The organism is Anaerotignum faecicola, from assembly GCF_003865035.1.
Classification (GTDB): Bacteria; Bacillota; Clostridia; order Lachnospirales; family Anaerotignaceae; genus Anaerotignum_A; species Anaerotignum_A faecicola.
On the sequence record NZ_BHVZ01000004.1, the window covers coordinates 1 to 26,054 of the forward strand.

The following is a 26,054-nucleotide window of genomic DNA, read 5'->3' on the forward strand; positions in this document are numbered from 1 at the left end:
TCGTGTACTGTATCTCTCTCAACAACAACAACGGAGGAGGGCAGGGGAGCTTTATCGCGCGCTTCTGGATAAAAAGCCAAAGCAGGTGATTGAGGAGCTGGTAAATTTCTATGATTATCTGGAAATTCAGCCGCTTGGCAACAACCGCTTTATGATTGAGTCTCCGAAGGTGGAAAGCGTACATTCCATGGAGGATATCATCGCCATCAATAAGCAGATTGTTGCATTGGGTGAGGAGCACAATAAGCCTGTTGTGGCAACCTGTGATGTGCATTTCATTGATCCGCAAGATGCCGCCTTCCGTAAAATCATCATGGCGGCAGAAGGCTTTGCCGATGCGGACAAGCAGGCACCGCTTTATTTCCGCACCACAAAGGAGATGCTGAAGGAATTTACATATCTGGGCGAGGAAAAGGCGAGAGAAATCGTTATCACCAATACAAATAAGATTGCGGATATGATTGAGAAAATCAAGCCTATTCCCGATGATACCTTTCCCCCGAAAATCGAAGGAGCAGATGAGGAGCTGCGCCAGATTTGTATGGATAAGGCAATTTCCATCTATGGCGACCCATTGCCTCCTATTGTGCAGGACAGATTGGAAACAGAGCTGAATTCCATCATCAGCAATGGCTATGCAGTACTGTATATCATCGCACAGAAGCTGGTTTGGAAATCCGTTGCAGATGGGTATCTGGTTGGTTCGCGAGGATCGGTTGGCTCGTCCTTTGCCGCAAATATGGCAGGGATTACGGAAGTAAACTCTCTGCCGCCGCACTATATCTGCGACCACTGCAAATACTCCGATTTTGAATCGGAAACAGTAAAAGCGTTTGCGATGGAGGAGGCAAGCGGCTGTGATATGCCGGATAAGGACTGCCCTGTCTGCGGACATAAGCTTAGAAAGGACGGGCATGATATTCCCTTCCAGACCTTTCTTGGGTTCGAAGGGGATAAAGAACCTGATATTGATTTGAACTTTTCTGGTGATTATCAGCAGCAGGCGCACGCCTATACTGAGGTGCTGTTCGGGAAGGGCAAGGTTTTCAAGGCAGGGACAATTGGTACATTGGCAGATAAAACAGCGTATGGCTTCGTCAAAAAATACTTTGATGCCAGAGAAATCACGCCGCATAATGCTGAAATTCAACGCCTGACAGAGGGATGCACAGGGGTCAAGCGTACCACGGGACAGCATCCCGGCGGTCTGATGGTTGTACCGAGCGACCATGATATTCATGAGTTCTGCCCGATTCAACGTCCTGCGAATGATGTGAATTCGACTGTTACGACAACGCATTTTGATTATCATTCCATTTCGGGGCGTTTGCTGAAGCTTGACCTGCTGGGGCACGACGACCCGACGGTTATCCGTATGCTTTATGACCTGACGGGGGTCAATCCGCAGGATGTGCCTCTGGGCGACCCGGAGACGATGTCTCTGTTTGAATCTCCCAAGGCTTTGGGTGTAACAGAAGAAGAAATCAACTGCAAGACAGGCACACTGGGGATTCCCGAATTTGGGACAAAATTCGTCCGCGGCATGCTGATTGATACGAAGCCGAAAACCTTTGCAGATTTACTGCGTATCTCCGGTCTGTCTCATGGGACGGACGTATGGTTGGGGAATGCGCAGACCCTGATTGAAAACGGCACGATTACGCTAAAGGAAACCATTTCCACACGAGACAGCATTATGATTTACCTCATCAATAAGGGGGTAGAAAAGAAAAAATCCTTTAAAATCATGGAAAAGGTCAGAAAAGGGAAGGGGTTAACGGAAGAGGATATTGCCGATATGAAGGCATCCGATGTGCCGGATTGGTATATTGAATCCTGTCAGAAGATTAAATATATGTTCCCGAAGGCGCACGCAGCAGCGTATGTTATGATGGCATTCCGCATTGCGTATTTCAAAATCAATTACCCCGAAGCGTATTATGCGTCCTATTTCTCAGTTCGTGCCTGTGATGATTTCGATTATTCCTGCATGTGTCAGGGCATTGATGTGGCAAGGGATGCCATTCGCGAAATTCAGGCGAAGGGGCAGGAGGCAACCGCAAAGGATAAAAATAAACAGACTGTTCTGGAAATTGTAGTTGAATTTTATGCAAGAGGGTTCAAATTCTGCCCGATTGACCTTTACCGTTCTGATGCGAAGAACTTCCTTCCGACAGAGGAGGGGCTTCTGCCGCCGTTCAGCTCTTTGCAGGGCTTAGGCGTGAATGCGGCGCAGAGCATTGTGGAAGGGAGAAAGGACGGTGAATTCAATACACTTGAGGAATTGAAGGAGCGCACCTCTCTGGGACGCTCGCTGATTGATCTGCTCAAGGAAAACGGTGTTTTGGACGGGATTCCCGAAACGAATCAGCTTTGTCTGTTCTGATAAATAAAAAAAATAAAAAAGAGGCAAAAGAAAAAGCAGTCTGCGAAGCATTTCGTAAACTGCTTTCTTTTTTTGAAAATTACTTAAAAATAGGCATCCAGCGCATGCTCTGCCAGCTGCTTTTCCGTATTCGCGCGAATGACAAGTCCCAGAACCAGAAGAATCCGCCGTAGCTCTCTGTCCTCGCAGCCAAGCATAATATCCTTCCCATAGAAGGAGTCATCTGCCTTATTTTCCGCCATATTGGCAAGATAAGCATAGGTGCTTTTCTGCAATGCAACAAAGCCTGCGTAAATCGTTTCAATCTGCTGTGCCTGCTTTTCTGCATCCGGCTCTGCCAATGCAACATGAAACAGTACACCAATATCCTTAATGGAAAGGATGGCTTTCAGATGATAAATCATGATTAAAAGCATCAAATGGGTACGGCTATATTTTTTCTTCACCGGAGGGGGGAAAATCTTCGCCTTGGTGTAGTTGTTAATCATGGTTTTTGTAAGGATTTTATCCGTTTCATTTCGTTTATACCGCGCTAAGCCCTTATCCATAAATGTTGTCACCTGATCCATATACAAATCTATGGTAGGAATATCCGCAATCTCGATGACATCCGCGGTACGAATCTGTGCGGCATAGCGTTCAATCACTTCATTAAATGTGTTCATGGGTTCTCACCTCAATTTCAAAAATATTCATATTCTTCATTATATAGTATTTCATACTATGTCGCAAGTTTTTCTTAAAAAATTTCAGGAATCCCTTGAAATGGCAAACATAATGTGATACTATACCTATATCGCAAGATGTAGTATTAAAAACTACTTGATATAAGGGAGATGAAATTATGGAAACAGTAATCGGGAAAAAAATGAAATTTCGTGCAAGAGATTCGCTTAGCGCACTGACGCATTTTATCGGCTTTCTGGCGGTGATTCCGCCTGTTATCTGCTTGCTGGAACGATCGGAAACAACGGCGCAGGTGGTTTCCTTCGCAATCTTCGGCATTTCTCTGCTTTTGCTATATGGTGCAAGCACAATTTATCATACCCTGTGCCTTGCTCCCGAAAAAATTGCGTTTTTAAGACGAATTGACCACATGATGATTTTCGTTTTAATCGCAGGAACCTATACACCTGTCTGCATGGTAATCCTCCCCGGTATATGGGGAAAGGCTTTGCTTGCGGCAGTATGGGGGATTGCAATTTTCGGCATTTTTATGAAAATCTTCTGGATGAATGCACCGCGTTGGCTCTCTACGCTGATTTATGTCGGCATGGGCTGGCTTGCGGTTGCGGCGTTTATTCCGTTGAAAAGAGCCATCGGCTGGGGCGGACTGGGGATGCTTCTGGCAGGCGGCATTGTGTATACCATCGGTGCGGTGATTTATGCGCTGAAAAAGCCCAATCTCGCGATTCTGAAAAGCTTCGGCTTCCATGAGATTTTCCATGTATTCGTAATGCTTGGCTCTGCTTTCCATATCGCATTTATGTTTTTATATGTTCTGTAATGGTATTTTAATCTTCTTTTCGTTGACAATTTCATAAAAAATGTTAAAATAAAGTATCGGGCATCTTTTCAGATGCCTGACTTTTTTAGCAAGAACGAAAAAAACTGCCCTTAAGCGAATGGCTTACTGCGGCAGTTTTTATGTAGAAAAAAGAAGAGGTGAAAAAATGAAAAGACTATGGGAATATATGAAGCCCTATAAAAGGCTGGCGATTTTGGCACCCATTTTAATGCTTTTGGAGGTTGGAGCAGAGCTTGCCATGCCAAAGCTGATGACCTTTATGATCAACCAAGGGGTCGGCACAGGAAACACTGCCATCATTACAAAAACGGGGATTGAAATGCTCGTGATTGCGATTATCGGTATCATCGGCGGCATTGGGTGCTTAATCTGCGCAACACTGGTTAGTCAGAGAACGGGGACAGACCTTAGACGTGCGGCGTTTGAAAAGATACAGGAGTTTTCTTTCCATAATATTGATACCTTTTCCACACCGTCTTTGATTACCCGTCTGACAAATGACATCACACAGATTCAGCTGGTGATTATGATCTGTCTGCGGATGTTGGTGCGTTCTCCCTTGCTCTGTATCGGCAGTATCATCATGGCATTTTCCATAAACGCAAAAATTGCGGGCATGTTTTTGATTGTGGTGGTTTTGCTTGCTATTGCAGTTTATCTGATTCTGCGTGTGGCAATTCCAAAATTCAAGCTAGTGCAGGAAAAGCTCGATAAGGTAAATACAGTAATGCGGGAATGTCTTGCAGGGATTCGCGTGGTAAAAGCCTTTGTGCGCCATGATTATGAAGTCGAAAAATTTAATGAGGCCAATCAGGATTATAAAGAAACCACCGTCAGTGCGTTTCGCATGATGCTTTTGATGTCTCCTGTAATGATGATTTTGGTAAACGGCACAATCATCGGGATTCTTTGGTTTGGTGGCTTACAGACGCAGGCAGGAAGTATGCGTGTGGAGGAAATCATGGCTTGCATTACCTATTTGATGCAGATGATGATGGCAGCAATGCTTCTGGCGATGAACTTTATGTTTATTTCCAGAGCAAAAATTTCTACAGACCGTCTGGAAGAAATTCTGGATACGGTTGTAGATATTGCAGACCCCAAGGAACCCAAGCAACCGGCAAGAGCAGAGGGGCGTGTGGAATACCGCCATGTTTCCTATCGCTATAAGCTTGGCAGCGGTGACCCTGTTCTGGATGATATCAGCTTTACGGCAGAGCCGGGGCAGACTGTCGGGATTCTGGGCGAAACAGGCTCCGGCAAATCAACTCTTGTGAACCTTCTGCCCCGATTGTATGACGTAACGGACGGACAGATTCTGGTGGATGGGATTGATGTGCGCGATTATGCGATTCACGATTTGCGTAAGCGTGTTGCCGTTGTTCTGCAGGAGACCATTCTATTCTCCGGTACAATTCGTGAAAATATTAAGTGGGGCAAGCCTGATGCAACCGATGAGGAAATCATTGCGGCGGCAAAAGCGGCGCAGGCGCATGATTTTATTATGGAACTGCCCGATCAATATGATACGGAGCTGGGGCAGAGGGGTGTCAATGTTTCGGGTGGACAGAAGCAGCGTATTTCCATCGCAAGAGCATTGATTCAGAACCCGAATATTATTATTTTTGATGACAGCACCAGTGCAGTCGATTCCCTGACGGAAAAACGGATTCGGCAGGCGATGAAAACCTCTCACAGCGGCTGTACGAAGTTCATCATCGCGCAGCGCATCAGCTCTGTTCGGGATGCAGATAAGATTCTGGTTCTTGGCGGCGGCAAAATCGTTGCAGAAGGTAACCATAAATATCTTATGGAAACTAGCACGGAATATCAGGAAATCCTTGCCTCTCAGATGAAGAAGGGAGTGATGGCAGATGGCGAATGAAAATACAAGAAAACGCCCCGGCGGTCCCGGCGGACCGAGAGGAATGTTTGCGCACGGGAAACCGAAAAACACAGGAAAGACCATCCTTCGTCTCTGCGGCTACCTCGTAAGATTCTGGCCTTTGATTCTGATTTCCGTTATCTGTATTGCACTTACAACCCTTGGTACGGTTTACGCAACCAGCCTGATTGGTGTTGCGATTGATAAATATATTTCCGTATTCGATTTTACAGGACTTTGGAGGATTTGTCTGGAGCTGCTGCTGATTTATCTGACAGCCTCTTTTGCAACATGGCTTTACAGCTATCTGATGTTGAAGGTAGGGCAGGAAACGGTTGCGACGCTCCGCAGGGAAATTTTTGAAAAATTCCAAAGACTGCCTCTGAAATATTTTGACAAAACCACACATGGTGAACTAATGAGCCGTGTAACAAATGATGTTGATAATATTTCCATGTGCCTGAACAGCAGCATTTCGCAAATTCTGCAAAGTATCCTGACCGTTATCGGCACCTTTGCCATGATGCTCTATCTGAGTATTCCGCTGACAATTGCGACCATTGTAACCATTCCGTTAATGCTTCTTGTGACAAAATGGGTAACAAGCCATTCCAGAAAATACTTCAAGGCAAAGCAAGAGGAGCTTGGTAAGCTGAACGGGCATATTGAAGAAATCATTTCCGGACAGAAGGTTGTAAAGGTATTCAGCCGAGAGGAAGAAGAAATTCATAAATTTGAAAAGCTGAACGATGCACTGCTTGCAAAAAGCGTACGCGCGGAGGTTTTCTCCGGCTCCATCGGGCCTATTATGACGGCAATCAATAACATGACCTACGCCATTGTGGTTGCGGTCGGCGGGATTCTGATGGTTATCGGCAACGGCATGACATTGGGGATTATCTCCAACTTTATCATTTATTCCAAGCAGTTTGCAAGACCGCTGACGGAGCTTGCCAATCAGGTGAATACGATTCTCTCTGCTATGGCAGGGGCGGAGCGTGTGTTTGAGGTTCTGGATGAGGAGGAAGAAAAGCCTGATGCTCCCGATGCTTACGAAATGGGCGAAATTGAAGGGGATGTTGAACTAAAGGATGTCAGCTTCTCCTATGAGAAAGGACATCCCATTTTGAAGCACATCAACCTCTACGCAAGGCCGGGGCAGACCATTGCCTTTGTCGGCCCGACCGGCGCAGGAAAAACTACAATTATCAACCTGCTGACGCGTTTTTACGATATCGACAGCGGCTCCATCACCATTGACGGGCATGATATTTATCAGACCAAGCGGGACAGCCTGCGTTCTGCCTTGAGTATCGTTTTGCAGGATACCTATCTTTTTACCGACTCCATCAAGGAGAATATCCGTTACGGCAGACTGAACGCAACAGACGAGGAAATCAAGGCGGCAGCAAAGCTTGCCAATGCACATGAATTTATCCGCAGACTGCCTGATGGCTATGATACCATGCTGACGGACGGCGGCGGCAACCTCAGTCAGGGACAGCGGCAAATGATTTCCATTGCACGCGCTATTCTGGCAAATCCATCCGTACTGATTCTGGATGAAGCAACCAGCAGTGTGGACACCCGTACAGAGGTGAAAATTCAGGAGGCAATGCACAACCTGATGAAGGGCAGAACAAATTTTGTGATTGCACACCGCCTGAGCACTATCAAGGATGCGGATTTAATCGCCGTTGTAGAGCATGGGGAGATTATCGAAAGAGGCAATCATGAGCAGCTGATGGCGAAAAAGGGCTTTTATTATAACCTGTATACAAATCAGTTTGACCAAAATGAAGCAGTATAACAAAAACCCTGCATAATGTAGATTGTATTCTTTTAAAAGTTCCCCAAAAATGCTTGATTTATTTTGGTGAATATGATATAAATGTATTTGTATAAAGACACTGATGAGGAAAAATAAGCTTTTTTATTTTCTTACAGAGAGCCGTCGGTTGGTGCGAGGGGGCAGAAAAGAGAAGCAAAACTGGCCTCGGAGTTCTGTTCTGAAAATGTATGACATGAGTAGGATGCAGCGGCAGCCACCGTTATCGGTTTTGAGCGTGCTTGCTTTTTCGGCAGGCAAACTAGAGTGGTAACACGGAGTATCCCTTCGTCTCTAACTGAGACGAAGGGATTTTTAGGTTTCACAAACAAGAAAAATCAAAAAACACTGTTTTTTAAGGAGGAATTTACTATGGAGAGTCGCTATGACTTCAGAACGATTGAAAAAAAATGGCGTGCAGAATGGGAAAAAAATCCCATCAACAAGGAGGATGCTGTAAAGCCCAAATTTTATTGTCTGGATATGTTCCCTTATCCTTCCGGCTCTGGTCTGCATGTAGGTCACTGGAGAGGGTATGTGCTTTCCGACGTTGTCAGCCGTTATAAGGTGCTGCAGGGCTATCAGGTATTGCATCCCATGGGCTGGGACGCTTTCGGTCTGCCCGCAGAAAACTATGCAATCAAAACGAATACACACCCCAGAGTTTCCACAGATGCGAATATTAAAAACGCAAAAAGACAGCTGCATGAAATTTCTGCAATCTATGACTGGGATAAAGAAGTAGATACCACAGACCCCAAATATTATAAATGGACACAGTGGATTTTTGTGCAGATGTTCAAAAAGGGTCTGGCTTATGAAAAGGAAATGCCTTTGAACTGGTGTCCCAAATGTAAATGCGTATTGGCAAACGAAGAGGCTGCCGGTGGTGTGCATGAACGCTGCGGTACTGTTGTAACAAAGAAAAACCTGCGTCAGTGGATGCTGAAAATCACAGCATACGCAGACAGACTGTTGGAGGATTTGAATAAGCTGGATTGGTCTGATAAGGTAAAGAAAATGCAGACCGACTGGATTGGCAAATCCTATGGTGCTGAGGTTGATTTCAAGCTGACAGGCTCTGATGATAAAATCACTGTTTACACCACAAGACCGGATACACTGCACGGCTGTACCTTTATGGTGCTGGCTCCCGAATATGAAGGTCTGGCTGCATTGACAACCGCAGAGCAGAAGGATGCCGTAGAAAAATACTGCTACGAAGCATCTACAAAATCTGCCGTTGACCGTATGACAAATAAAGAAAAAACAGGCGTATTTACAGGCTCCTACTGCGTGAACCCCGTAAACGGCAAGGAAATCCCTATCTGGGTTGCTGACTATGTACTGGCTGATTATGGTACCGGTGCAGTAATGTGTGTACCTGCGCATGATGAACGTGACTTTGATTTTGCGACAAAATTCAAACTGCCCATCATCCCTGTTATCCTGCCCGAAGGCGAGGATGAAGGAAAGCCTCTGACGGAAGCTTACACAGGTGACGGTATCATTGTAAACTCCGGCGACTGGAACGGCATGAAGGCATTCGATGCAAAGAAGAAGATTCCTCACCTGATGGAGGAAAAAGGTTGGGGCAGAAAGACAACCAACTACAAACTGCGTGACTGGGTATTCTCCAGACAGAGATACTGGGGCGAACCCATTCCTCTTATCCACTGCGAACACTGCGGCACCGTTCCTGTTCCTGAGGATCAGCTGCCCGTACTGCTGCCCGATGTAGAATCCTATCAGCCCACAGAAACAGGCGAATCTCCTCTGGCGCATATCGATGAATGGGTAAACACAACATGCCCTGTCTGTGGCAGACCTGCAAAGCGTGAAACAAACACAATGCCTCAGTGGGCAGGCTCCAGCTGGTATTTCCTGCGTTATACAGACGTTCATAACGATAAGGAGCTGGCAAGCATGGATGCACTGAAGAAATGGGCACCCGTAGATCTGTATGTCGGCGGTATCGAACATGCGGTTCTGCATCTGCTGTACGCACGTTTCTATACAAAATTCCTGTATGATATTGGTGCAGTACCCTTCGATGAGCCCTTCACAAAGCTGTTCAATCAGGGTATGATTACAAAGAACGGCAGCAAGATGTCCAAATCTCTGGGTAACGTTGTTTCCCCCGATGAACTGGTTGAAAAATACGGCTGCGACTCTCTGAGAATGTATGAACTGTTCGTAGGTCCTCCCGAACTGGACTGCGACTGGGATGACAGCGGTATCGACGGTGTATTCCGTTTCCTGAACAGAGTATGGAAGATGGTTTATGCAAATAAAGCTTCTGATAAGGCTCCTTCCAAGGATGAAGAATATATCGTAAACAAGATGATTGCAGATGTTACAAAGCGTGTGGAATCTCTGGCAATGAATACTATCGTTTCCACCTTCATGGAATCCACAAATAAACTGATGGATGTAACGAAAAAGGAGGGCGGTCTGTCCAAGTCCACTCTGGAAACATTGACTGTTATGCTCGCTCCCTTCGCACCCCATATTGCAGAAGAAATGTGGCACGAACTGGGTCATGAAAATACAGTATTCGAAGCAGGCTGGCCCGAAGCTGACGAAAGCAAGCTGGTTCAGGACAGTGTAGAAATCGCATTGCAGATTGGCGGCAAGCTGAGAGGTAAAATGCAGGTTGCAATAAATGTCTCCAAGGAAGAAGCGATTGCGCAGGCAAAAGAAGCACTGGCATCCAGATTGGAAGGTAAAACAGTTGTGAAGGAAATTTACGTTCCCGGCAAAATCATCAACTTGATTGTAAAATAATTGAAGCACGAAAGAAAAGCAGGGTCGAAAGACTCTGCTTTTTGTGCCTATGGAAAGGGGCAGAGCATGAACGGTATTTTGTATATGGATGTATCTGTTTTTGAGGATGTTCTGTTATATGAAAAAGGGAAAACACTGCTTTCCGCAGAACGTAGGATGTATATTGAAAAGCTGAAAAATCCGAAGACGGCAAGACTCTCTTTGGGTGCAGGTGTGCTGTTGTTTTTTGCTTTGCAGAAATGCAATTATACAGAGCAGCTAGAGAAAATCAAAAAAACACCCTTGGGAAAGCCATATTTGAAGGGAATTGATTTTCAGTTCAACCTGTCTCATTCGGGAACGTATGCGCTTTGTGCTTACAGTAACAGGAATATCGGTGCGGATTTACAGCAGATAAAAGAGAAGCTTCCCGAAAAAACCGAAAAAATCTTGTCGAAGGACGAAACATCTTTTCTGACAAAATTTACGCAGCCGGAACAAACACAGCTGTTTTATCGACTTTGGGCAAGAAAGGAAAGCCTTATTAAATGGGATGGCAGGGGACTTCGCTTGCCCTTGCAGGAAATTTCTTTTATCAAAAACGGAACCCTGACAGACATTTTGGAATGGGAGGATAAGACCTTATATTTCAAGGAATATCCGAAAATCAACGAGAAATACGCTGTTTGCATCTGTAAAGAGGGCACAGATTTTGCGCGGAATGCAGAGGAAATAACTGCAGAAATGTTAAAAATTTTTTAAAAATATGAATTTTCGTTGAAATATTTCAGATAAATCCTTATAATAAGAAGATAAAGATTGAAAATATGAGGTTATAATATGAAAAAATTTAAAAAATTCGTCTGTGCTGTCTTGGTTGCGGCAGTTTCGGCGTGCGCCGTTCCAACGTATCAGGCAGATGCAGCTTCGATTTCACAATTACAGCAAAAACGCCAAAATCTGGCATCCAGTACAAAAAAAGCAAAACAGGAAATTGCAAATATCAAAAATAAAAAGCTTTCCGCCGAACAGGAAATGGAAGCAATGGATAAGGTTTTGACCAGCATTCAGGCAGAACTGGATGAAGCAACAGAAGATTTGAATATTCTGACAAAGCAGTTGGAAGAAGCCGAAAAAGCTTTGCAGGAGGCAACGGAAAAACGAGATGCGCAGTTTGCATTACTGGGCAGCCGTATGCGTTTCCTGCAACAGAAGGGCTCCAGCGGCTATCTGGAAATCCTTTTTGATGCACAGAGCTTTTCTGATTTGTTCCTTCGTATGCAATATGTAAACGATATCATGGGCTACGATAAGGAAATTCTGGAGGAACTGGAAGAAACCCAAAGAACGATTGAGAAAAAGAAAAAAGAGATTGAAAAGAATAAGGCTGAGCAGGAAGAGGTTGTTAAGCTGCAAAAAGAAAAGCTTGCCGAGCAGCAGGAAATTGTAAACGAAAAGAAAGCCTTGGTTGCATCCTATCAGAACGATCTCTCGAAATATGAACAGATGGTTGCAGCAAATGAAAAGGCGGATAAAGCCGTTTTGAACCAGATTGCGAAGCAGCAGCAACAGAGCAAGAGCAGCGGCGGCAGCTCTAAGGTATATTATACCGGAAACGGCTCTCTGGGTTGGCCTGTTCCCGGGCGTACCACTGTCAGCAGCGGCTTTGTCACTCGTACCAGCCCGATTACCGGTAGAACAGAATCCCACAGCGGTCTGGATATTCCTGCACCTTATGGTACAGCGATTGTTGCGGCAGAGGCGGGTAAGGTTACATATTCCGGCTGGATGAATGGGTATGGGAATACCATTATCATCGACCATGGTGGTGGATTGAGTACATTGTACGGACACAATTCCTCTCTGGTTGCAAGAGTAGGACAGGTTGTCAGCCGCGGTCAGACCGTAGCAAAATGCGGCAGCACCGGTTGGTCTACTGGGAACCATTGTCATTTCTCCGTATTGAAAAACGGCGCGTATGTAAATCCCAGAAACTACTTATAAGAAATAAGGAACAAACAGGGTGATATCAAAAAAATGGTATCATCCTGTTTTTTATTGCAAAGAAATAAGATTAACCATAATTTTATTATGTAAATAAAATATTGCTATAGCAGCTATCAAGTCTCAAAGAATATCAATATTTTCGTAAAAGTATCGTTTTGCGAATAAATACAGATTTCCCCTTTTCCATGAATATCAAGCCACTTCTTACAGATTATCATATTTTTGCTATAGCAAAAAGTGTCTGCAAAAAATATTTCACAGACACTTTCTTCCTATTTCATTTCATTTCTTTTATTTCATTTCTTTTGTTTCAAATCAGTTTTTAGTTTTAAATTAAAGATTCTATTCTTGTAAACTGATTTTCGTTTTCCTTGATTTTCTGTTCCTTACCGATGCTGCATACGTTTTCGCAATCGACACACCGCAGCAAATCTGCACAGTCACGAATATCCGCAGCGGTTGTCTGCAGGATTTCAGTGCGTTCCTGCAGAAAATCCGCATCCGTCAACTGTTTATAAAATCTGCCGATGGCATGATTCAACTGCTCCATGTTCGTTTTCGGCTGATCCAGCGTGTTAATTGTCCCAAGGATATATTTTGTCATTTCCCGTTTATCTGCATTAAAAAGTTTGATTTGCTGCGCAAGTCCCTTGAAAATATCATAGGTTTCCGTCAGTCTGGGGTCTCTGTAGGAATAAAAATAGCTGAAACCGCTCCGCATGAACTGACAGCCGCAGCCATACGCGCCGCCTTGTACGCGCACCTGATTCCAGAGATATTCCAGATTGATGATGGTTTTCAACACCTGATACTTCCCATGATATGCCAATCCGTTCTTCTGATAATCAAAGGAGGTTGTGTTGTATAACACGCCGCCTGCATTGGCGAAGGCTGCCCTTTCGGGCTTCAAATCAAAATTGTATACAAAATACTTTTGTTCTTTCGCAGGTAATTTCTGACGGAAGGTGTCGATTTTTGTCTTTACAACCGCCCTTTCACTCTCCTCACAGCCCAGAGCAACCTCCAGATTCCGCTGTGTAAAGAGAAGATCTGCCGTTTTTTTCAGCTTCGCAATGACAGGTGCTGCATCCTGCTCCAACTGTGCATCTATCTCGCAGAGGAATCGATAATAGCGGATGCCGCTTGTGATATCCTCAATCCGCAGTGCCGGAAAGAGATTGCTGCCGCCGTAGAAAATTGCAAAATAATGGGACTGATTCAGCAGTTCATTTTCCCCTTTGATTTTCGCGGATTTCACGATTTTTTTCATACTTTCTACTACATCATATTTTGTATGGAAAAGAATTTCCTCTGTCATGGCAATCGCAGCATCCAAATCCTCTTTGAGCAGCTTTTCCTTTACGGTCACAAAAGCGCGATAATCCGCCGCGTGGCTATTATAGGTATTGTTATGCAAAGAAAAATCACCGAAAATCTGGTTTTTCACGGTTGCCAGTGTCTGGAAGGAATATTTTTCCGTATCCAGCTTGCCAAGAAGTTCTGTCAGAAGCCCTGTATACGGTAACAATTCCTGTGGCACGGCAGAGATATCAAACATCAGCTTAAGATACAGAATCCCGTTGCTTTCCAGCGGCACATGCAGAAATTTTGCGGCTGTATCCGCATTATACGGCGCAGGCTGCGGCTTTTTGTCAATCTCAGAAATTTCCAGTAATGGAATCTGCGCCAGAATTTCAGGTGTATCTGCCTTCGTCTGGAATTGCTCCAGTTTTTCAGCATCCTCTTTGATTTCCGCAAGGTCAGCGTCGGTCATAGCAGATCTTCGTTCAGCCATCTTTTCTGCAAAGGCCTGCGCATCCTTCTGCGCCTTTCCCTTTTCTGGAGTAAAAACAAGATACGTTTTTTCTTCATTATGCAGAAAAACCTCTGTCAGCAACCGTTCAAAGTATCCCTCGTCCTTTTTCAGCCGCTCAATCACAGATAACAGCCGTAGGCTATCACAGGGGTCTTCGCCATGCAGCCAACGCTTCATCAATCTGGTTGCATAAATCAGCCCCTTCGGCGTAGAGCCGTAATCCTCCTCACGCAGCAGGAAATCGAATTTTCGTAAAGCACCCTTGACTAAATCCACAGGCAGACCTTCTGCAGCCAAACGCTTCCATTCTGCATCAATGATTCTGATAAAGGCATCCGCCTGTTTCACATCCGCATTTTTTGCAATGATACTGAATACCATTTCATAGGTTGAGGAATCAAACCATCCCTCTGTTTCCTGACAAATGCCTGCATCCAACAGAGCTGTTTTTAAGGGAGACGCATTCGTTTCCAGCAGAATATAGGAAAGAATCTGCAATGCCATCACACGCTCAGGGTCTGTGCATTTGCCCGCCTTTATGCTGTAGGCAAGGAAGGAACCGCCCTCTTCGCCCTCCTCCGCCGCAGGGTAGGTTTCATGCAGCAGCTTTCCCTTCTGCACACACTCCGTTTCTGTAATCACGGGCAAGGCATCACTTTTTTCAAAGCCATCCAGATAGTCCTCACTGATATGCTGCAAACATGCCATCGGTTCCATATCTCCGTAAAGATAGAAATACGCATTGGAAGGATGATAATACTTCCGGTGGAAATTCAAAAAGCTTTCATAGGTCAGATCGGGAATGGCAGCAGGCAGCCCACCGGATTCATAGCCATAGGTGGTTTTACCGAAAATTGAGCGGGAAATTGCACCACTCAGCAGGCTTTCCGGATCAGAAAGCGCACCCTTCATTTCGTTATAAACAACACCCGTTACATCTAGTGTGTTTTTCTCTTCATTCAGAAGATAACGCCAGCCCTCCTGCCGGAAAATCTCTTTTTTCTCATAAATCTTCGGAAAGAAAACCGCATCCAGATACACATCCATCAAATTATGAAAATCCTTTTCATTGCAGCTTGCAACAGGATACATCGTCTTATCCGCATAGGTCATGGCATTGAGGAAGGTGTTCAGAGACCCCTTCGCCAGTTCATTAAAAGGGTCCTTCGCCTCATACTTTCGCGAACCGCAAAGCACGGAATGTTCCAGAATATGCGGCGTGCCACAGTCATTTTCAGGCGGCGTTTTGAATACCACATTAAAAACCTTATTGTGATCCGCATTTTTCAGATATAATAAGCGCGCACCGCTCTTTTCATGAGAAAAAAGATATGCAGTGCTGTGAATATCGTTGATTTCTTCGATTTTCTGTAACCGAAACCCAAAATAAATCTCATTTTGCTTGAATTCTGCCATAAAGCACCTCCTTGATTTTGCTTTTATTGTACCATGCCTTGTTTGCAGGGGAAGAGAACAGCTGCGAAGCAGATATTTTCTTCCGCAAGGCATGGTATGAGCAGGCTCTGCCTGCGAATTTTAGAATTTGCTGTGAAAACAGCGGATAGACGCTGTAAGCGGCTAACCCACGGACAAATCCGTGGGTATTATACCACAAAAAGGACGGGATTTCTCCCGTCCTCTGATTTTTTTGTATTCTGATTATTTGAAGTATCTGTTATACAGACCCAGGAATGCTTTGCCGTGTCTTGCTTCGTCACGCGCCATTTCATGTACTGTGTCATGGATTGCATCCAGATTTGCAGCCTTTGCTCTCTTAGCCAGGTCAAATTTACCTGCTGTTGCGCCGTTTTCAGCGTCAATTCTCAGTTCCAGATTCTTCTTTGTGGAATCTGTTAAAACTTCACCCAGCAGCTCTGCAAATTTTGCAGCATGTTCAGCTTCTTCAAAAGCAGCCTTTTCCCAGTACAGGCCGATTTCAGGATAGCCTTCTCTGTGTGCCACTCTTGCCATTGCCAGATACATACCAACCTCAGTACATTCACCTTCAAAGTTTGCTCTCAGGTCAGCCATGATATCTTCGCTTGCGCCCTGTGCAACACCTACAACGTGTTCAGCAGCCCATTCCATTTCGCCATCCTTCTGTTCTACGAACTTATCTGCGCCAACATGGCAAACAGGACATTCTGCGGGAGCGGAATCGCCAACATGAACATAACCACATACGGAACATACAAATTTTTTCATAACTTTTTCCTCCTTGAAATCTCTCTTTTATTGTTTTCTATTTAAATTGATAAATTATTGTTATCTGATAATTATTATAAATTAGAAGTCCGTATTTGTCAACACCAAATTGAAAAAAAATATAAAAAATTTGACTTTTCTTCGAAATATAAAAAAGCCGGAGTATATTTCAACTCCGACTCATTTTGTCCTGCTTCTTATGCTTCCTCTTTGCCCCAGATACCCTTTTCTTCACGCAAATCTCTGGTGCTGATAAGATATTTTTCAATCATTTTTACGGGGTTATAGGAACGTTTTGCCTTACGCATCCCCTCAATACCCATGTCCTCTTCTCTGTTAATCAGTTCCACATCCTCACATTCATGCAAAACATACTGCTGATTGATAATCGGGAAGATACCGTCATACTCTGTATCCCCTTTTTCAATATGAATCAGCTGCATCTGCGGATGCAGGCGCTCGCCAATCGTAAAGGCGCACAGCTTTCCGTCAATATAAATCGTACCGCCTGTCAGTCCCAGCGCATCCATATTCTGTAATGCCAATTCAACAGAGCGTCTTTCGTCCACCATTTCCTGTGCATCCTCACCTGTTTTCTCATCCATCCAGTGATCATATAGTGTGATGCAGTCTGCAATCATGCTTTTGTCAAGCCTTCTGTATTCATAATCGGGATATTTCGACAGAAATTTATTGATATGATTTCGTTTGCCGTGCAGCTTTTTCCCTTTCAATGTTGCGAGGCTTTCTCTGGTATATACATAATCCCATGCAATATCGGTTGGCATGGAGAATAATTCAGGGCATGCCGTCAGCATTTTATCCTTAAACACAGTCCAGACGGATCGATAGGTCGGCTCCACGCCGCGCTTTTTCATATAATCAATTCCCTCGTAAACTGCCTTGCGATAATCTACTTCTACGCCGTATTTGGGGATAGGTGCCCAGAGGAATACGGGAACTCCCTTAAATTCCAGCTTGATATACAGCACATTATTTTTCTCTGCATATTCCATTTTCCCATCTGCACCCCAGATAAAGAGATTTGCAAAGGAAAGATCGGAGCACTGTAGATTCCAAGGCTTTGTGTAGGAATCAATCAGCACTTTGTCCTCTAATGCGAAGGACTTGAACACCAGTTCAGCGGTTTCTGTTGCATTGTTTTTTGTTTCTTCTATTGTCTTATTTTTTTCACATTCCAAACATCTTGGCATAAGGCCTGCCTCCATTTTTTAATATTCATCTATAATATAACACTTTTGTTTCGGAAGAAAAGCATCCAATTCCTTGTATTTTTCTTCATCGAAAATTTTCAATTCATTTCTTATTTCAGCAAAGGAATGATATCCCACCAGAACCTGTAACAGATGCCCTGCGGAAATTTCAAAAACAGGAGCTTCTGCGGAAGGCTTTCCCCGAAAATTAAATACACCGTTATTTTCAGGAATGACAGCATCCGTCAGGCGGAACGCATACGGCAGTTCAAGCTGCAACGCCTGCAGCAGTGCAGACGCATTGCAAAGTCCCATCACGCCCTTCTGTTTTCTCTCGGTTTTTGCAAAGGGAATCTCCATCTCAGGCGGCAGCTTTGCAGAAAATATCAGACCATCTGCTTCCTTACACAGCCCTTCCATTAACATGGGATAGCATTTCTCATCAGCAACCGCTTCCACGCAGGTTAGCTCCGTTTCTGTCTTATAATAAAAAGCATAGCCTTTTATCTCATTATTTCTAATATATGCAGCACATTCCCCCCCGTCCGCAGCATAATCTGCCGCTTTACGCAGGAAATCCTCTTTGGTGCGCAAAACCATACCGCTGTATTTTTTAGCAGCTGCTGTATAAAGTGGAAATAACGAATCCAATTCTGTAACAGGAGTAAGCATTACATTTCCTTTTGTTGCACACATACCGTCGCAGGTCAGATACGCTGCATCCGCAACAGGAAAATGCCCGAAGGGAAAATAGCTCTGCAAAACCGCAGGTGTGTGTGGTGCAACCAAACAGCCCTTTTCGCGCAGAAGCTTCATTTCATAGGTGAAAATCAGCCCCATGTAGCCCTTTTTTCTATAATCCGGATGGGTAGAAACACCACAGAGCATAGCTCCCGGAATTTCCCTTCCGCGTATCCAAAGCGTATACGGAAACGCCTGCATACAGCTGACAATTTTGCCCTCCGTTTCCAGAACAACAGAATAATCAGGCGCAAAGCGGTTTCTGAAAAACCAATCGCAAAAGGCATCGCTGTCACCAAAGCAGATTTTCCAAAGATCATAAAACGCTTTTTTATCTTCCGCTTTCGCAATTCTGACAGCTGTCATAAATTCGCACTCTCCTTATCCTATCTTTCCTCTATGTCTTATTCTTTTTTATTATAACGCGCAAAAGCATAAAAAACAACCGATAATTATTATTATTTAACAGTAAATTTTATAATTTTTTTGTACACTGTGACGAAAATACCAACCTATTTCATCTGTTTCAACCCTTCCGCCCATATTTTTTTGAAGGCAGAAGGCAGTGCATACTGTGCTTCAGCTTCTTCTCTTGTCAGCCAAAGTAAATCGGATTCTGTTTTTTTTGTTACCCTTACGAAATAGCAGTCCATGTGCCATTCCACATGCGTAAAAATATGCTTTTGCCCCTTCATAGGAAGCAGCTCAGCCTCTAAAATGCCCATTTCCTGCAACATAACAGGCGGTGCGATATCTCTCTGTCCGTTCGGCAGCTCCCAAAGTCCCGAAAGCAAGCCATTTTTCGGGCGTTTGCCAATCGCAATTTTCTCCCCGTCTACGCAGAAAAATACGTTCAAATATTCTAATGTGCGCGGCTTTTTCTCCGCCTTTACAGGATACACTGCTGTCTGATTTTTGCAATATGCCATGCAGCTCGCCCGAACAGGACATACGCCGCACTTCGGCGCGCCGTTCGGCAGACAAACCGTCGCGCCAAGCTCCATCAATGCCTGATTCAAATCCCCGGCACACTCCTGCGGCATGATTTCTGCAAGACGGCTTTCCCATTTCTTTTTTGTTATTTGTAAGGAAATATCCGATGCATCCGCTGTAATGCGGGACATTACACGCAGAACATTTCCATCTACCGCAGGAATCGGCAGACCAAACGCAATCGAGCCGACTGCTCCTGCCGTATAAGACCCAATGCCCTTGAGCGAAAGCAAATCCTTTTGATTTGCAGGAAACACACCGCCGAAATCTTCCATAATCTGCATCGCCGCCTTCTGCATATTGCGGACACGGCTGTAATACCCCAGACCTTCCCAAAGCTTGAGAATCACTTCCTCATCCGCATTCGCTAAATCCTTTACAGTCGGCAGGGTCTGCAAAAAGCGTATATAATACGGCTTGACCGCCTCAACTCTCGTCTGCTGGAGCATAATTTCCGAAACCCATACAGCGTATGGGTCTTTTGTTTGTCGCCATGGCAAATCTCTTTTATTTTCCCGAAACCACTGAATCAGCGGCTCAACAATTTCTTTCAAATCCTTCATAGTTCCACCTCTGTTTTTATCTCCAAAAAAATGAGGAAGGTGTGATACCTCCCTCATTTTTCATCATCTTTGTTTAAATACCTTTAAATAAATCGGAATCAGCATTCCGCCGACGGCATTCCCCAATGTCATCACCAGAATGGCAGCAAAGCAATGTGCGCTCCATGTTCCGGATAAGCTGAAATAGAACATATTCGCGATAACGTGCTCGAAGCCGCTCAGGATAAATACCATAACGGGAACGAAAACACCAATAAACCGCAGGGTTGAGCCCTGCACATTGCGAAAGCAATCCACCGCAATAAACATCAGCATGCCACAGAAGACCGCAAGCAGAAAAATACTTGTGAAATCATCCGACAACTTCACTTCAGCCATGCCCGCAACCCGTTCAGCCATTCCCTCATAAATACGGCTGTTTTGTACCATTGTTGCTGTAATCCATGTGCCAACAAGGTTCCCCAACCAAGTGACCACCAGCTCAATGAGATACACAGGCTTGTTGAAGGGCGTGTAGCCAACCTTCCCGGTAAACAGATGCAGCTGAAACACCACAATGGTAAATAAACCGATGGCGAATAAAAAGCTGCCGACTACCGGATTTGACTGCGAAAGGAACACGGTTCCCCCCATGCCAATCAGCATACCTGCCAGGATTGCAGAAAAAAATTGCCTTACTCTTTCCATAAAAACCCTCCTTATTCAGTTGTATAAAAACTTTTCATCTGTCCTTTTATTCTACAAGCTATGACTTTTTCTGTCAATCCTTTTTGTTTCTCTTCTCTTGTTCTATGATAGATACATTCCCCTTGCGGCGTGTTCTCTGCTGTGCTAAAATAAAGGGGCAAAATAAATATCTCTATATTTTAAGGAGGTTTTTGTATGAATCAAGAACTTTTAGAAAAATGCAAAAATGCTGATCTGCTGAAGGAAGTTGCAAAAGGCAAGGAAGTTGTATGGATTAACGAAAATCTGGAAAAAACTGAGGATGCAATGGCAAAAATCAATATCACAATGGCGGATATTGATGATGCAGAGGCAAGACTGGCGCGTTTTGCACCTTTCTTAATGAAGAAATTTCCTGAAACTATCCCCACAAATGGGTTGATTGAATCTCCTCTGACCTATATTCCCAATATGCAGAAAAAGCTGGAGGAGCATTATGACACAAAAATCCCCGGCAAAATGTTCTTAAAGCAGGACAGCCATCTGGCAATCTCCGGCTCCGTAAAGGCTCGCGGCGGTATCTATGAGGTGCTGAAGCATGCAGAGGATTTGGCTCTGGAACATGGTATGCTCAAGAAGGATGATGACTATAGCGTATTCGCTTCTGATGAATTCAAAGAATTTTTCAGCAAATTCAAAATTCAGGTTGGCTCCACAGGCAATCTGGGTATGTCTATCGGAATCATGAGTGCGGCTCTGGGCTTCCATGTAATCGTACATATGTCCGCAGATGCAAAGCAGTGGAAGAAAGACCTGCTTCGCCAGAGAGGTGCAGAGGTTGTGGAATATGCGGATGACTACAGCAAGGCAGTTGAGGTTGGGCGTAAAAATTCCGATGCCGATCCCAATAGCTACTTCGTTGATGATGAAAACTCCGTAACGCTGTTCCTTGGCTATGCGGTAGCGGCAAAGCGTATCGTAAAGCAGTTTGCAGAAAAGAATATCATTGTGGATGCAGAGCATCCTCTGTTCGTTTATATTCCCTGCGGCGTTGGCGGCGCACCCGGCGGTGTTGCTTTCGGCTTTAAAAAGCTTTTCGGAGATAATGTGCATGTATTCTTTACCGAACCTACACAGGCACCCTGCATGTTAGTCGGCATGGCATCCGGTCTGCAAAACAAAGTCTGCGTAAAAGATTTCGGTCTTTCCGGTCTGACCCATGCAGACGGTCTGGCGGTTGGTCGTCCTTCCGGCTTTGTCGGCGGCGTGATGGAGCATCTGCTTTCCGGCGAAATGTCTCTGGAGGACTATCATATTTATGACCTGATGCGTGATCTGGTGGCAACAGAGGATATCTTTATTGAACCCTCTGCTTGTGCATCCTTCTGGGGTCCTATCATGCTGAAGGATGAAAAGGTACAGGCTTATATCAAGAAAATGGGTCTGGAGGATAAGATGGCGAACGCAACACATATCCCTTGGGCAACAGGCGGCAGTCTTGTTCCGCAGGATATCCGCGAAGAATATATGCATACACATTTGAAATAAAATTATATAAAGCATAGCAAAAAAGGCGAGCAAGAAATAAATTGTTTCTCACTCGCCTTTTCCTTTGTTGTGTTTTTTTAGTTTATTTCAATAAGCCTGTAAAATCCAATGTTGCGAAATAATCGGCAGGTGTTTCGGCTCTGCGAATCATTTCCACACTGCCGTCCTCCTTCAGAAGCAGCTCTGCGGAGCGCAGCTTACCGTTATAGTTATAGCCCATTGCATGACCATGTGCGCCGGTATCGTGGATATAGAGAATATCGCCCATATCAATTTTCGGCAGCATACGGTCGATTGCAAATTTATCGTTATTTTCGCACAGACCGCCTGTTACGTCATATTTATGGTCGCAGGGTGCGTTTTCCTTCCCCAGAACAGTAATATGGTGATAGGAGCCGTACATAGCAGGGCGCATCAGATTTGCCGCGCAGGCATCCAGTCCGATGTATTCCTTATAGGTATGCTTTTCATGGATGGCAGTTGCAATCAGTGCGCCGTAGGGAGCCAGCATAAAGCGTCCCATTTCGGTAAAGATAGCAACATCGCCCATGCCTGCCGGTGTCAGAACTTCTTCGTATACCCTTCTTACCCCTTCGCCGATTGCCATGATGTCACATTCAAATTCATCGGGTTCGTAAGGAACGCCGACCCCACCGGAAAGGTTGATAAATGCAATATGAATATCCAACTCGTTTTTCAGCTCCACAGCCAGTTCAAAAATAATCTTCGCCAGCATAGGATAATAATCATTGGATTTTGTATTGCTTGCCAGAAAGGCGTGAATTCCAAAGTGCTTTGCGCCCTTTTCCTTCAACAGCTTGAAGGCTTCCTTCATCTGTTCCTTTGTCATGCCGTATTTTGCATCACCTGGGTTGTCCATAATGCTGTTGCTTACCTGAAATACGCCGCCGGGGTTATAACGGCAGGAAACCGTTTCAGGAATTTTTGCAAGCTTTTCAAAAAACGGAATATGTGTAATATCATCAAAGTTGATGATTGCGCCCAGCTCTGCCGCCTTGATGAAATCCTCCGCCGGGGTTACGTTGGAGGAAAACATAATATCCTCTCCCTTTTGCCCAACAGCATCCGCCAACAGCAGCTCTGTGTAAGAGGAGCAGTCCGCACCGCAACCCTCCTCCTTCAAAATCTGCAGGATAGCGGGTGTGGGGGTTGCCTTTACCGCAAAATATTCTCTGAACCCTTTATTCCAGGAAAATGCGGCATTTACCTTCCTCGCATTTTCGCGGATACCCTTTTCATCGTAAATATGGAAGGGTGTAGGGTATGTTTCGATGATTTTCTTCGCCTGTTCTAATGTAACAAAAGGTTTTTTCATTTGCAAATTTCTCCTTCTTCTATCGTCAAGGTATATTTTTTTTATTATAACAAAGGCATTTCCGCTTTGCAATGCGTAATTCCCTTCTTTTCCAACACTTTTTGATATAGCATGGAAACCATTTCCAAATAAATATTACTTCTCAATTCCTTTTCTTGAAAAAATGTTGTATAATAGGAAGGAAAAACTAAGGAGTTCAGAATTTTATTTGAAAATATATGAAAAACTGGAGTAGAATTTATGAAAAAAAGAATCAAACGAACCTTAAATAATTTCAATGCAGCTGCATTGTTTCAGGATTTCATCCGCACTGCTGCGGTCTATCTGGTGGCAACCTGCCTTGCGCTCTGCTTAAACGGTGCAGAGGTTTTAAATGAAAATATCTTCGGCGTATATATGCTGGCGGTCGCTTTAATTTCCTATATGACCAGCGGCTATTTCTGGGGTGTCATTGCTTCAATCGGCGGCGTTATCGGGGTAAATTTCTTCTTTACCTTCCCCTATTTTGCCCTGAATTTTTCCATTACAGGATACCCCATCACCTTTTCCATAATGCTTCTGATGTCGATTCTGACCAGCTTTGTTACGGCAAAGGTAAAAATGGCGGCATTGCTTTCCGCGGCAGGCAAAAAGCGTGCGGAAACGCTGACGGAAATGAGTAAGGCAATTCTTTCTGCCAGCGATGTGGACACGATTATTGATATTTCCGCAAAATATTTTTCTGAAACAAACCAGTGCAGCGTCATTCTCTATGTAGATCAACCGTTAAAGCCTCTCAAGCAGTCTATCTGTACCCTGAGAGATGAGGATGAACGGATTCTGTATAGCTTTCTGGAAAAGCAGGTTGCACAGAGAGCCTATGATACGCAGAATCCCGTCGGCGCGGAAATCGAAGACGGTACGCAGAACTGTAAGGGAACCTACTTCCCTATCATCACGGAGGATAAAATTTATGGCGTAGTCGGTTTCCTTTTTGATGAAACCAAGCTTCTGATTGACGATACCTTCAGTTTCATCAACGTCATGATTTCGCAGACTATTCTGGCACTGCAAAGACAGCAGGCACGAAAAAAAGCGCAGGAAATCCTTCTGGAAACAGAAAAGGAAAAAATGCGGAGCAACCTTTTGCGTGCAGTTTCGCATGATTTGCGCACACCCCTAACGGGCATCATAGGTGCCGCAACCACCCTTTTGGAAAACGGCACACAGATTGCCTCTGAGGATTCCAGAAGAATGCTAATGGATATCCAGCATGATGCAGAATGGTTGATTCACATGGTAGAAAATCTGCTTTCTGTTACGAAAATTACAGGCGGCACAACCAATCTGAAAAAGCAGGATGAAATCATAGAAGAAATTGTAGGTGAGGCTGTCGGTCGGATTCGCAAGCGTTTTCCCGATTCCGTTGTGAATGTTTCTGTTCCGGAGGAAATGCTGATTGTTCCTATGGATGCCACCCTGATTGAACAGGTGCTCATCAATCTGATGGAAAATGCTATTCGCCATTCCGGCAGTACCGCGCCGATTGGTGTAAAGGTATCCAGGAAAAAAAGCGGCGCAGTCTTTACCATATCCGACAACGGCAAGGGAATTGATCCCTCCCGTATCCCTGATATTTTTGACGGAAAAACCCAGCATGGCTCAAGTGATTCTTCCAGAGGAATCGGCATTGGTCTATCTATCTGTAAATCGATTATTCTTGCCCATGACGGTAAAATTTTTGCAAAAAATAATTTGAACGGCGGCGCAAGCTTCACCTTTGTTCTGCCAATGAAAGGAGAATCTGATTATGCCCAATAAAATTAAAATCATGATTATCGAAGATGAGGATGCCATCAGCAACTTCATTGCAACCACGCTGAAGGCAAATGCCTATGCGCCTCTGCTTGCAAAAACAGCAGGACAGGCACTTTCCATGATACCCTCCCATTGCCCCGATTTGATTCTTCTGGATTTGGGTTTGCCGGATATGGATGGGATTGAAATTCTGAAAAAAATCAGAGAATGGTCTGCCGTTCCTGTTATCGTCGTTTCTGCTCGCGGGGAGGAATCCGATAAGGTAGAAGCCTTGGATTTGGGCGCAGATGATTATATTTCCAAGCCCTTCGGCACATCTGAGCTGCTGGCGCGTATCCGTACCGCCTTGCGTCACAGTGCAAAAAACAACGGCGGTGCAGTAAATAATGATGTATTCTCTACCAAGGGGCTGACGATTGATTTCGATAAGCGTAAAATCACTGTAGATGGCAAGGATGTTCATTTGACGCAGATTGAATTTAAAATCGTTTCCTTACTGGCAAAAAGCGCCGGACGCGTGCTTACATACGATTACATCATCACGGAGCTTTGGGGGCCTTATGCTGTAAAGGATAACCAGATTCTGCGCGTAAATATGGCGAATATCCGCAGAAAGCTGGAGAAAAACCCTGCCTCCCCCGAATATATCTTTACTGAGGTCGGCATCGGCTACCGCATGGTAGATACCCCTTGATTTACTTATCAGAATTTACAAATGAATATAAAAAGCCTTGGCTCATCTTTCAGAACCAAGGCTTTTTTGTGTTTTCTTTTT

Annotated in this window: 17 protein-coding genes and 1 other annotated feature; of the genes, 9 read left to right on the forward strand and 8 right to left on the reverse strand. The window is 44.5% G+C overall.

The window, feature by feature from the left end; translation table 11 throughout:
* Positions 1-2,469: 2,469 nt before the first annotated feature.
* The gene (locus EJE48_RS07485; protein ID WP_016408443.1) at positions 2,470-3,051 is read right to left on the reverse strand and encodes a DUF1836 domain-containing protein; all 582 of its coding nucleotides are present in this window, start codon (positions 3,049-3,051) and stop codon (positions 2,470-2,472) included.
* Positions 3,052-3,230: 179 nt separating this feature from the next.
* Here EJE48_RS07485 and trhA point away from each other — a divergent pair, with 179 nt between their 5' ends.
* The 6 genes from trhA to EJE48_RS07515 all read left to right on the forward strand — a co-directional run bounded on the left by trhA (position 3,231) and on the right by EJE48_RS07515 (position 12,397).
* Entirely contained in the window at positions 3,231-3,893 is a 663-nt protein-coding gene (gene trhA / locus EJE48_RS07490) for a PAQR family membrane homeostasis protein TrhA (RefSeq protein WP_243107987.1), read from the forward strand.
* 166 nt (positions 3,894-4,059) lie between these two features.
* On the forward strand, positions 4,060-5,799 hold the full coding sequence (locus EJE48_RS07495) for an ABC transporter ATP-binding protein (RefSeq protein ID WP_118578715.1): 1,740 nt from the start codon (positions 4,060-4,062) through the stop codon (positions 5,797-5,799).
* Positions 5,789-7,609, forward strand: coding sequence for an ABC transporter ATP-binding protein (locus EJE48_RS07500; RefSeq protein ID WP_016408440.1), 1,821 nt, complete (start codon positions 5,789-5,791; stop codon positions 7,607-7,609). The genes EJE48_RS07495 and EJE48_RS07500 overlap by 11 nt, the downstream gene beginning before the upstream one ends.
* Before the next feature lie 91 nt (positions 7,610-7,700).
* Positions 7,701-7,926, forward strand: a binding site (T-box leader).
* A gap of 73 nt (positions 7,927-7,999) precedes the next feature.
* Positions 8,000-10,414 carry a leucine--tRNA ligase gene (gene leuS / locus EJE48_RS07505; protein ID WP_118578713.1) on the forward strand — a complete coding sequence of 805 codons (2,415 nt, stop codon included), beginning with the start codon at positions 8,000-8,002 and terminating at the stop codon, positions 10,412-10,414.
* Between the two features lie 66 nt (positions 10,415-10,480).
* Positions 10,481-11,155, forward strand: a complete 675-nt coding sequence (locus tag EJE48_RS07510) for a 4'-phosphopantetheinyl transferase family protein (protein ID WP_118578711.1) — start codon at positions 10,481-10,483, stop codon at positions 11,153-11,155.
* A 78-nt stretch (positions 11,156-11,233) separates the two neighbouring features.
* Positions 11,234-12,397 (forward strand): murein hydrolase activator EnvC family protein, encoded by a 1,164-nt coding sequence (locus EJE48_RS07515; RefSeq protein WP_016408437.1) that lies wholly within the window; start codon positions 11,234-11,236, stop codon positions 12,395-12,397.
* Between the two features lie 331 nt (positions 12,398-12,728).
* On the opposite strand, the gene EJE48_RS07520 is transcribed toward EJE48_RS07515, so the two are convergent.
* The 6 genes from EJE48_RS07520 to EJE48_RS07545 form a co-directional block, all read right to left on the reverse strand.
* A complete protein-coding gene (locus tag EJE48_RS07520) occupies positions 12,729-15,632 on the reverse strand; it encodes an insulinase family protein (protein WP_160117332.1) in 2,904 nt (967 codons plus the stop codon).
* 243 nt (positions 15,633-15,875) lie between these two features.
* Entirely contained in the window at positions 15,876-16,421 is a 546-nt protein-coding gene (locus EJE48_RS07525; protein ID WP_118578707.1) for an NADH peroxidase, read from the reverse strand.
* Between the two features lie 197 nt (positions 16,422-16,618).
* Positions 16,619-17,635, reverse strand: coding sequence for a DUF2156 domain-containing protein (locus EJE48_RS07530; RefSeq protein ID WP_160117333.1), 1,017 nt, complete (start codon positions 17,633-17,635; stop codon positions 16,619-16,621).
* Between the two features lie 18 nt (positions 17,636-17,653).
* Complete coding sequence (locus EJE48_RS07535) at positions 17,654-18,742, reverse strand: GNAT family N-acetyltransferase (RefSeq protein ID WP_118578703.1); 1,089 nt, start codon at positions 18,740-18,742, stop codon at positions 17,654-17,656.
* Between the two features lie 146 nt (positions 18,743-18,888).
* Positions 18,889-19,932, reverse strand: a complete 1,044-nt coding sequence (gene mutY / locus EJE48_RS07540; protein WP_118578701.1) for an A/G-specific adenine glycosylase — start codon at positions 19,930-19,932, stop codon at positions 18,889-18,891.
* A gap of 63 nt (positions 19,933-19,995) precedes the next feature.
* Entirely contained in the window at positions 19,996-20,619 is a 624-nt protein-coding gene (locus EJE48_RS07545) for a formate/nitrite transporter family protein (protein ID WP_118578699.1), read from the reverse strand.
* Between the two features lie 195 nt (positions 20,620-20,814).
* On the opposite strand from EJE48_RS07545, the gene EJE48_RS07550 reads away from it, so the two are divergent.
* Positions 20,815-22,146, forward strand: a complete 1,332-nt coding sequence (locus EJE48_RS07550) for a D-serine ammonia-lyase (protein WP_118578697.1) — start codon at positions 20,815-20,817, stop codon at positions 22,144-22,146.
* Positions 22,147-22,228: 82 nt separating this feature from the next.
* Here the strand turns inward: EJE48_RS07550 and EJE48_RS07555 are convergent, their stop codons facing one another.
* Complete coding sequence (locus EJE48_RS07555; protein ID WP_118578695.1) at positions 22,229-23,482, reverse strand: diaminopimelate decarboxylase; 1,254 nt, start codon at positions 23,480-23,482, stop codon at positions 22,229-22,231.
* 240 nt (positions 23,483-23,722) lie between these two features.
* On the opposite strand from EJE48_RS07555, the gene EJE48_RS07560 reads away from it, so the two are divergent.
* Together EJE48_RS07560 and EJE48_RS07565 are read left to right on the forward strand one after the other, a co-directional pair.
* Positions 23,723-25,282, forward strand: coding sequence for an ATP-binding protein (locus EJE48_RS07560; RefSeq protein WP_016408428.1), 1,560 nt, complete (start codon positions 23,723-23,725; stop codon positions 25,280-25,282).
* Positions 25,272-25,973 carry a response regulator gene (locus tag EJE48_RS07565; protein ID WP_118578693.1) on the forward strand — a complete coding sequence of 234 codons (702 nt, stop codon included), beginning with the start codon at positions 25,272-25,274 and terminating at the stop codon, positions 25,971-25,973. Before EJE48_RS07560 ends, EJE48_RS07565 begins: the two co-directional genes overlap by 11 nt.
* Positions 25,974-26,054 lie beyond the last annotated feature (81 nt).

What these genes read in the sequence shown, in the direction of transcription:
- EJE48_RS07485 (WP_016408443.1), bottom strand. Translation starts at nt 3,051, where the DNA reads ATGAACACATTTAATGAAGTGATTGAACGCTATGCCGCACAGATTCGT.
- trhA (WP_243107987.1), top strand. Translation starts at nt 3,231, where the DNA reads ATGGAAACAGTAATCGGGAAAAAAATGAAATTTCGTGCAAGAGATTCG.
- EJE48_RS07495 (WP_118578715.1), top strand. Translation starts at nt 4,060, where the DNA reads ATGAAAAGACTATGGGAATATATGAAGCCCTATAAAAGGCTGGCGATT.
- EJE48_RS07500 (WP_016408440.1), top strand. Translation starts at nt 5,789, where the DNA reads ATGGCGAATGAAAATACAAGAAAACGCCCCGGCGGTCCCGGCGGACCG.
- leuS (WP_118578713.1), top strand. Translation starts at nt 8,000, where the DNA reads ATGGAGAGTCGCTATGACTTCAGAACGATTGAAAAAAAATGGCGTGCA.
- EJE48_RS07510 (WP_118578711.1), top strand. Translation starts at nt 10,481, where the DNA reads ATGAACGGTATTTTGTATATGGATGTATCTGTTTTTGAGGATGTTCTG.
- EJE48_RS07515 (WP_016408437.1), top strand. Translation starts at nt 11,234, where the DNA reads ATGAAAAAATTTAAAAAATTCGTCTGTGCTGTCTTGGTTGCGGCAGTT.
- EJE48_RS07520 (WP_160117332.1), bottom strand. Translation starts at nt 15,632, where the DNA reads ATGGCAGAATTCAAGCAAAATGAGATTTATTTTGGGTTTCGGTTACAG.
- EJE48_RS07525 (WP_118578707.1), bottom strand. Translation starts at nt 16,421, where the DNA reads ATGAAAAAATTTGTATGTTCCGTATGTGGTTATGTTCATGTTGGCGAT.
- EJE48_RS07530 (WP_160117333.1), bottom strand. Translation starts at nt 17,635, where the DNA reads ATGCCAAGATGTTTGGAATGTGAAAAAAATAAGACAATAGAAGAAACA.
- EJE48_RS07535 (WP_118578703.1), bottom strand. Translation starts at nt 18,742, where the DNA reads ATGACAGCTGTCAGAATTGCGAAAGCGGAAGATAAAAAAGCGTTTTAT.
- mutY (WP_118578701.1), bottom strand. Translation starts at nt 19,932, where the DNA reads ATGAAGGATTTGAAAGAAATTGTTGAGCCGCTGATTCAGTGGTTTCGG.
- EJE48_RS07545 (WP_118578699.1), bottom strand. Translation starts at nt 20,619, where the DNA reads ATGGAAAGAGTAAGGCAATTTTTTTCTGCAATCCTGGCAGGTATGCTG.
- EJE48_RS07550 (WP_118578697.1), top strand. Translation starts at nt 20,815, where the DNA reads ATGAATCAAGAACTTTTAGAAAAATGCAAAAATGCTGATCTGCTGAAG.
- EJE48_RS07555 (WP_118578695.1), bottom strand. Translation starts at nt 23,482, where the DNA reads ATGAAAAAACCTTTTGTTACATTAGAACAGGCGAAGAAAATCATCGAA.
- EJE48_RS07560 (WP_016408428.1), top strand. Translation starts at nt 23,723, where the DNA reads ATGAAAAAAAGAATCAAACGAACCTTAAATAATTTCAATGCAGCTGCA.
- EJE48_RS07565 (WP_118578693.1), top strand. Translation starts at nt 25,272, where the DNA reads ATGCCCAATAAAATTAAAATCATGATTATCGAAGATGAGGATGCCATC.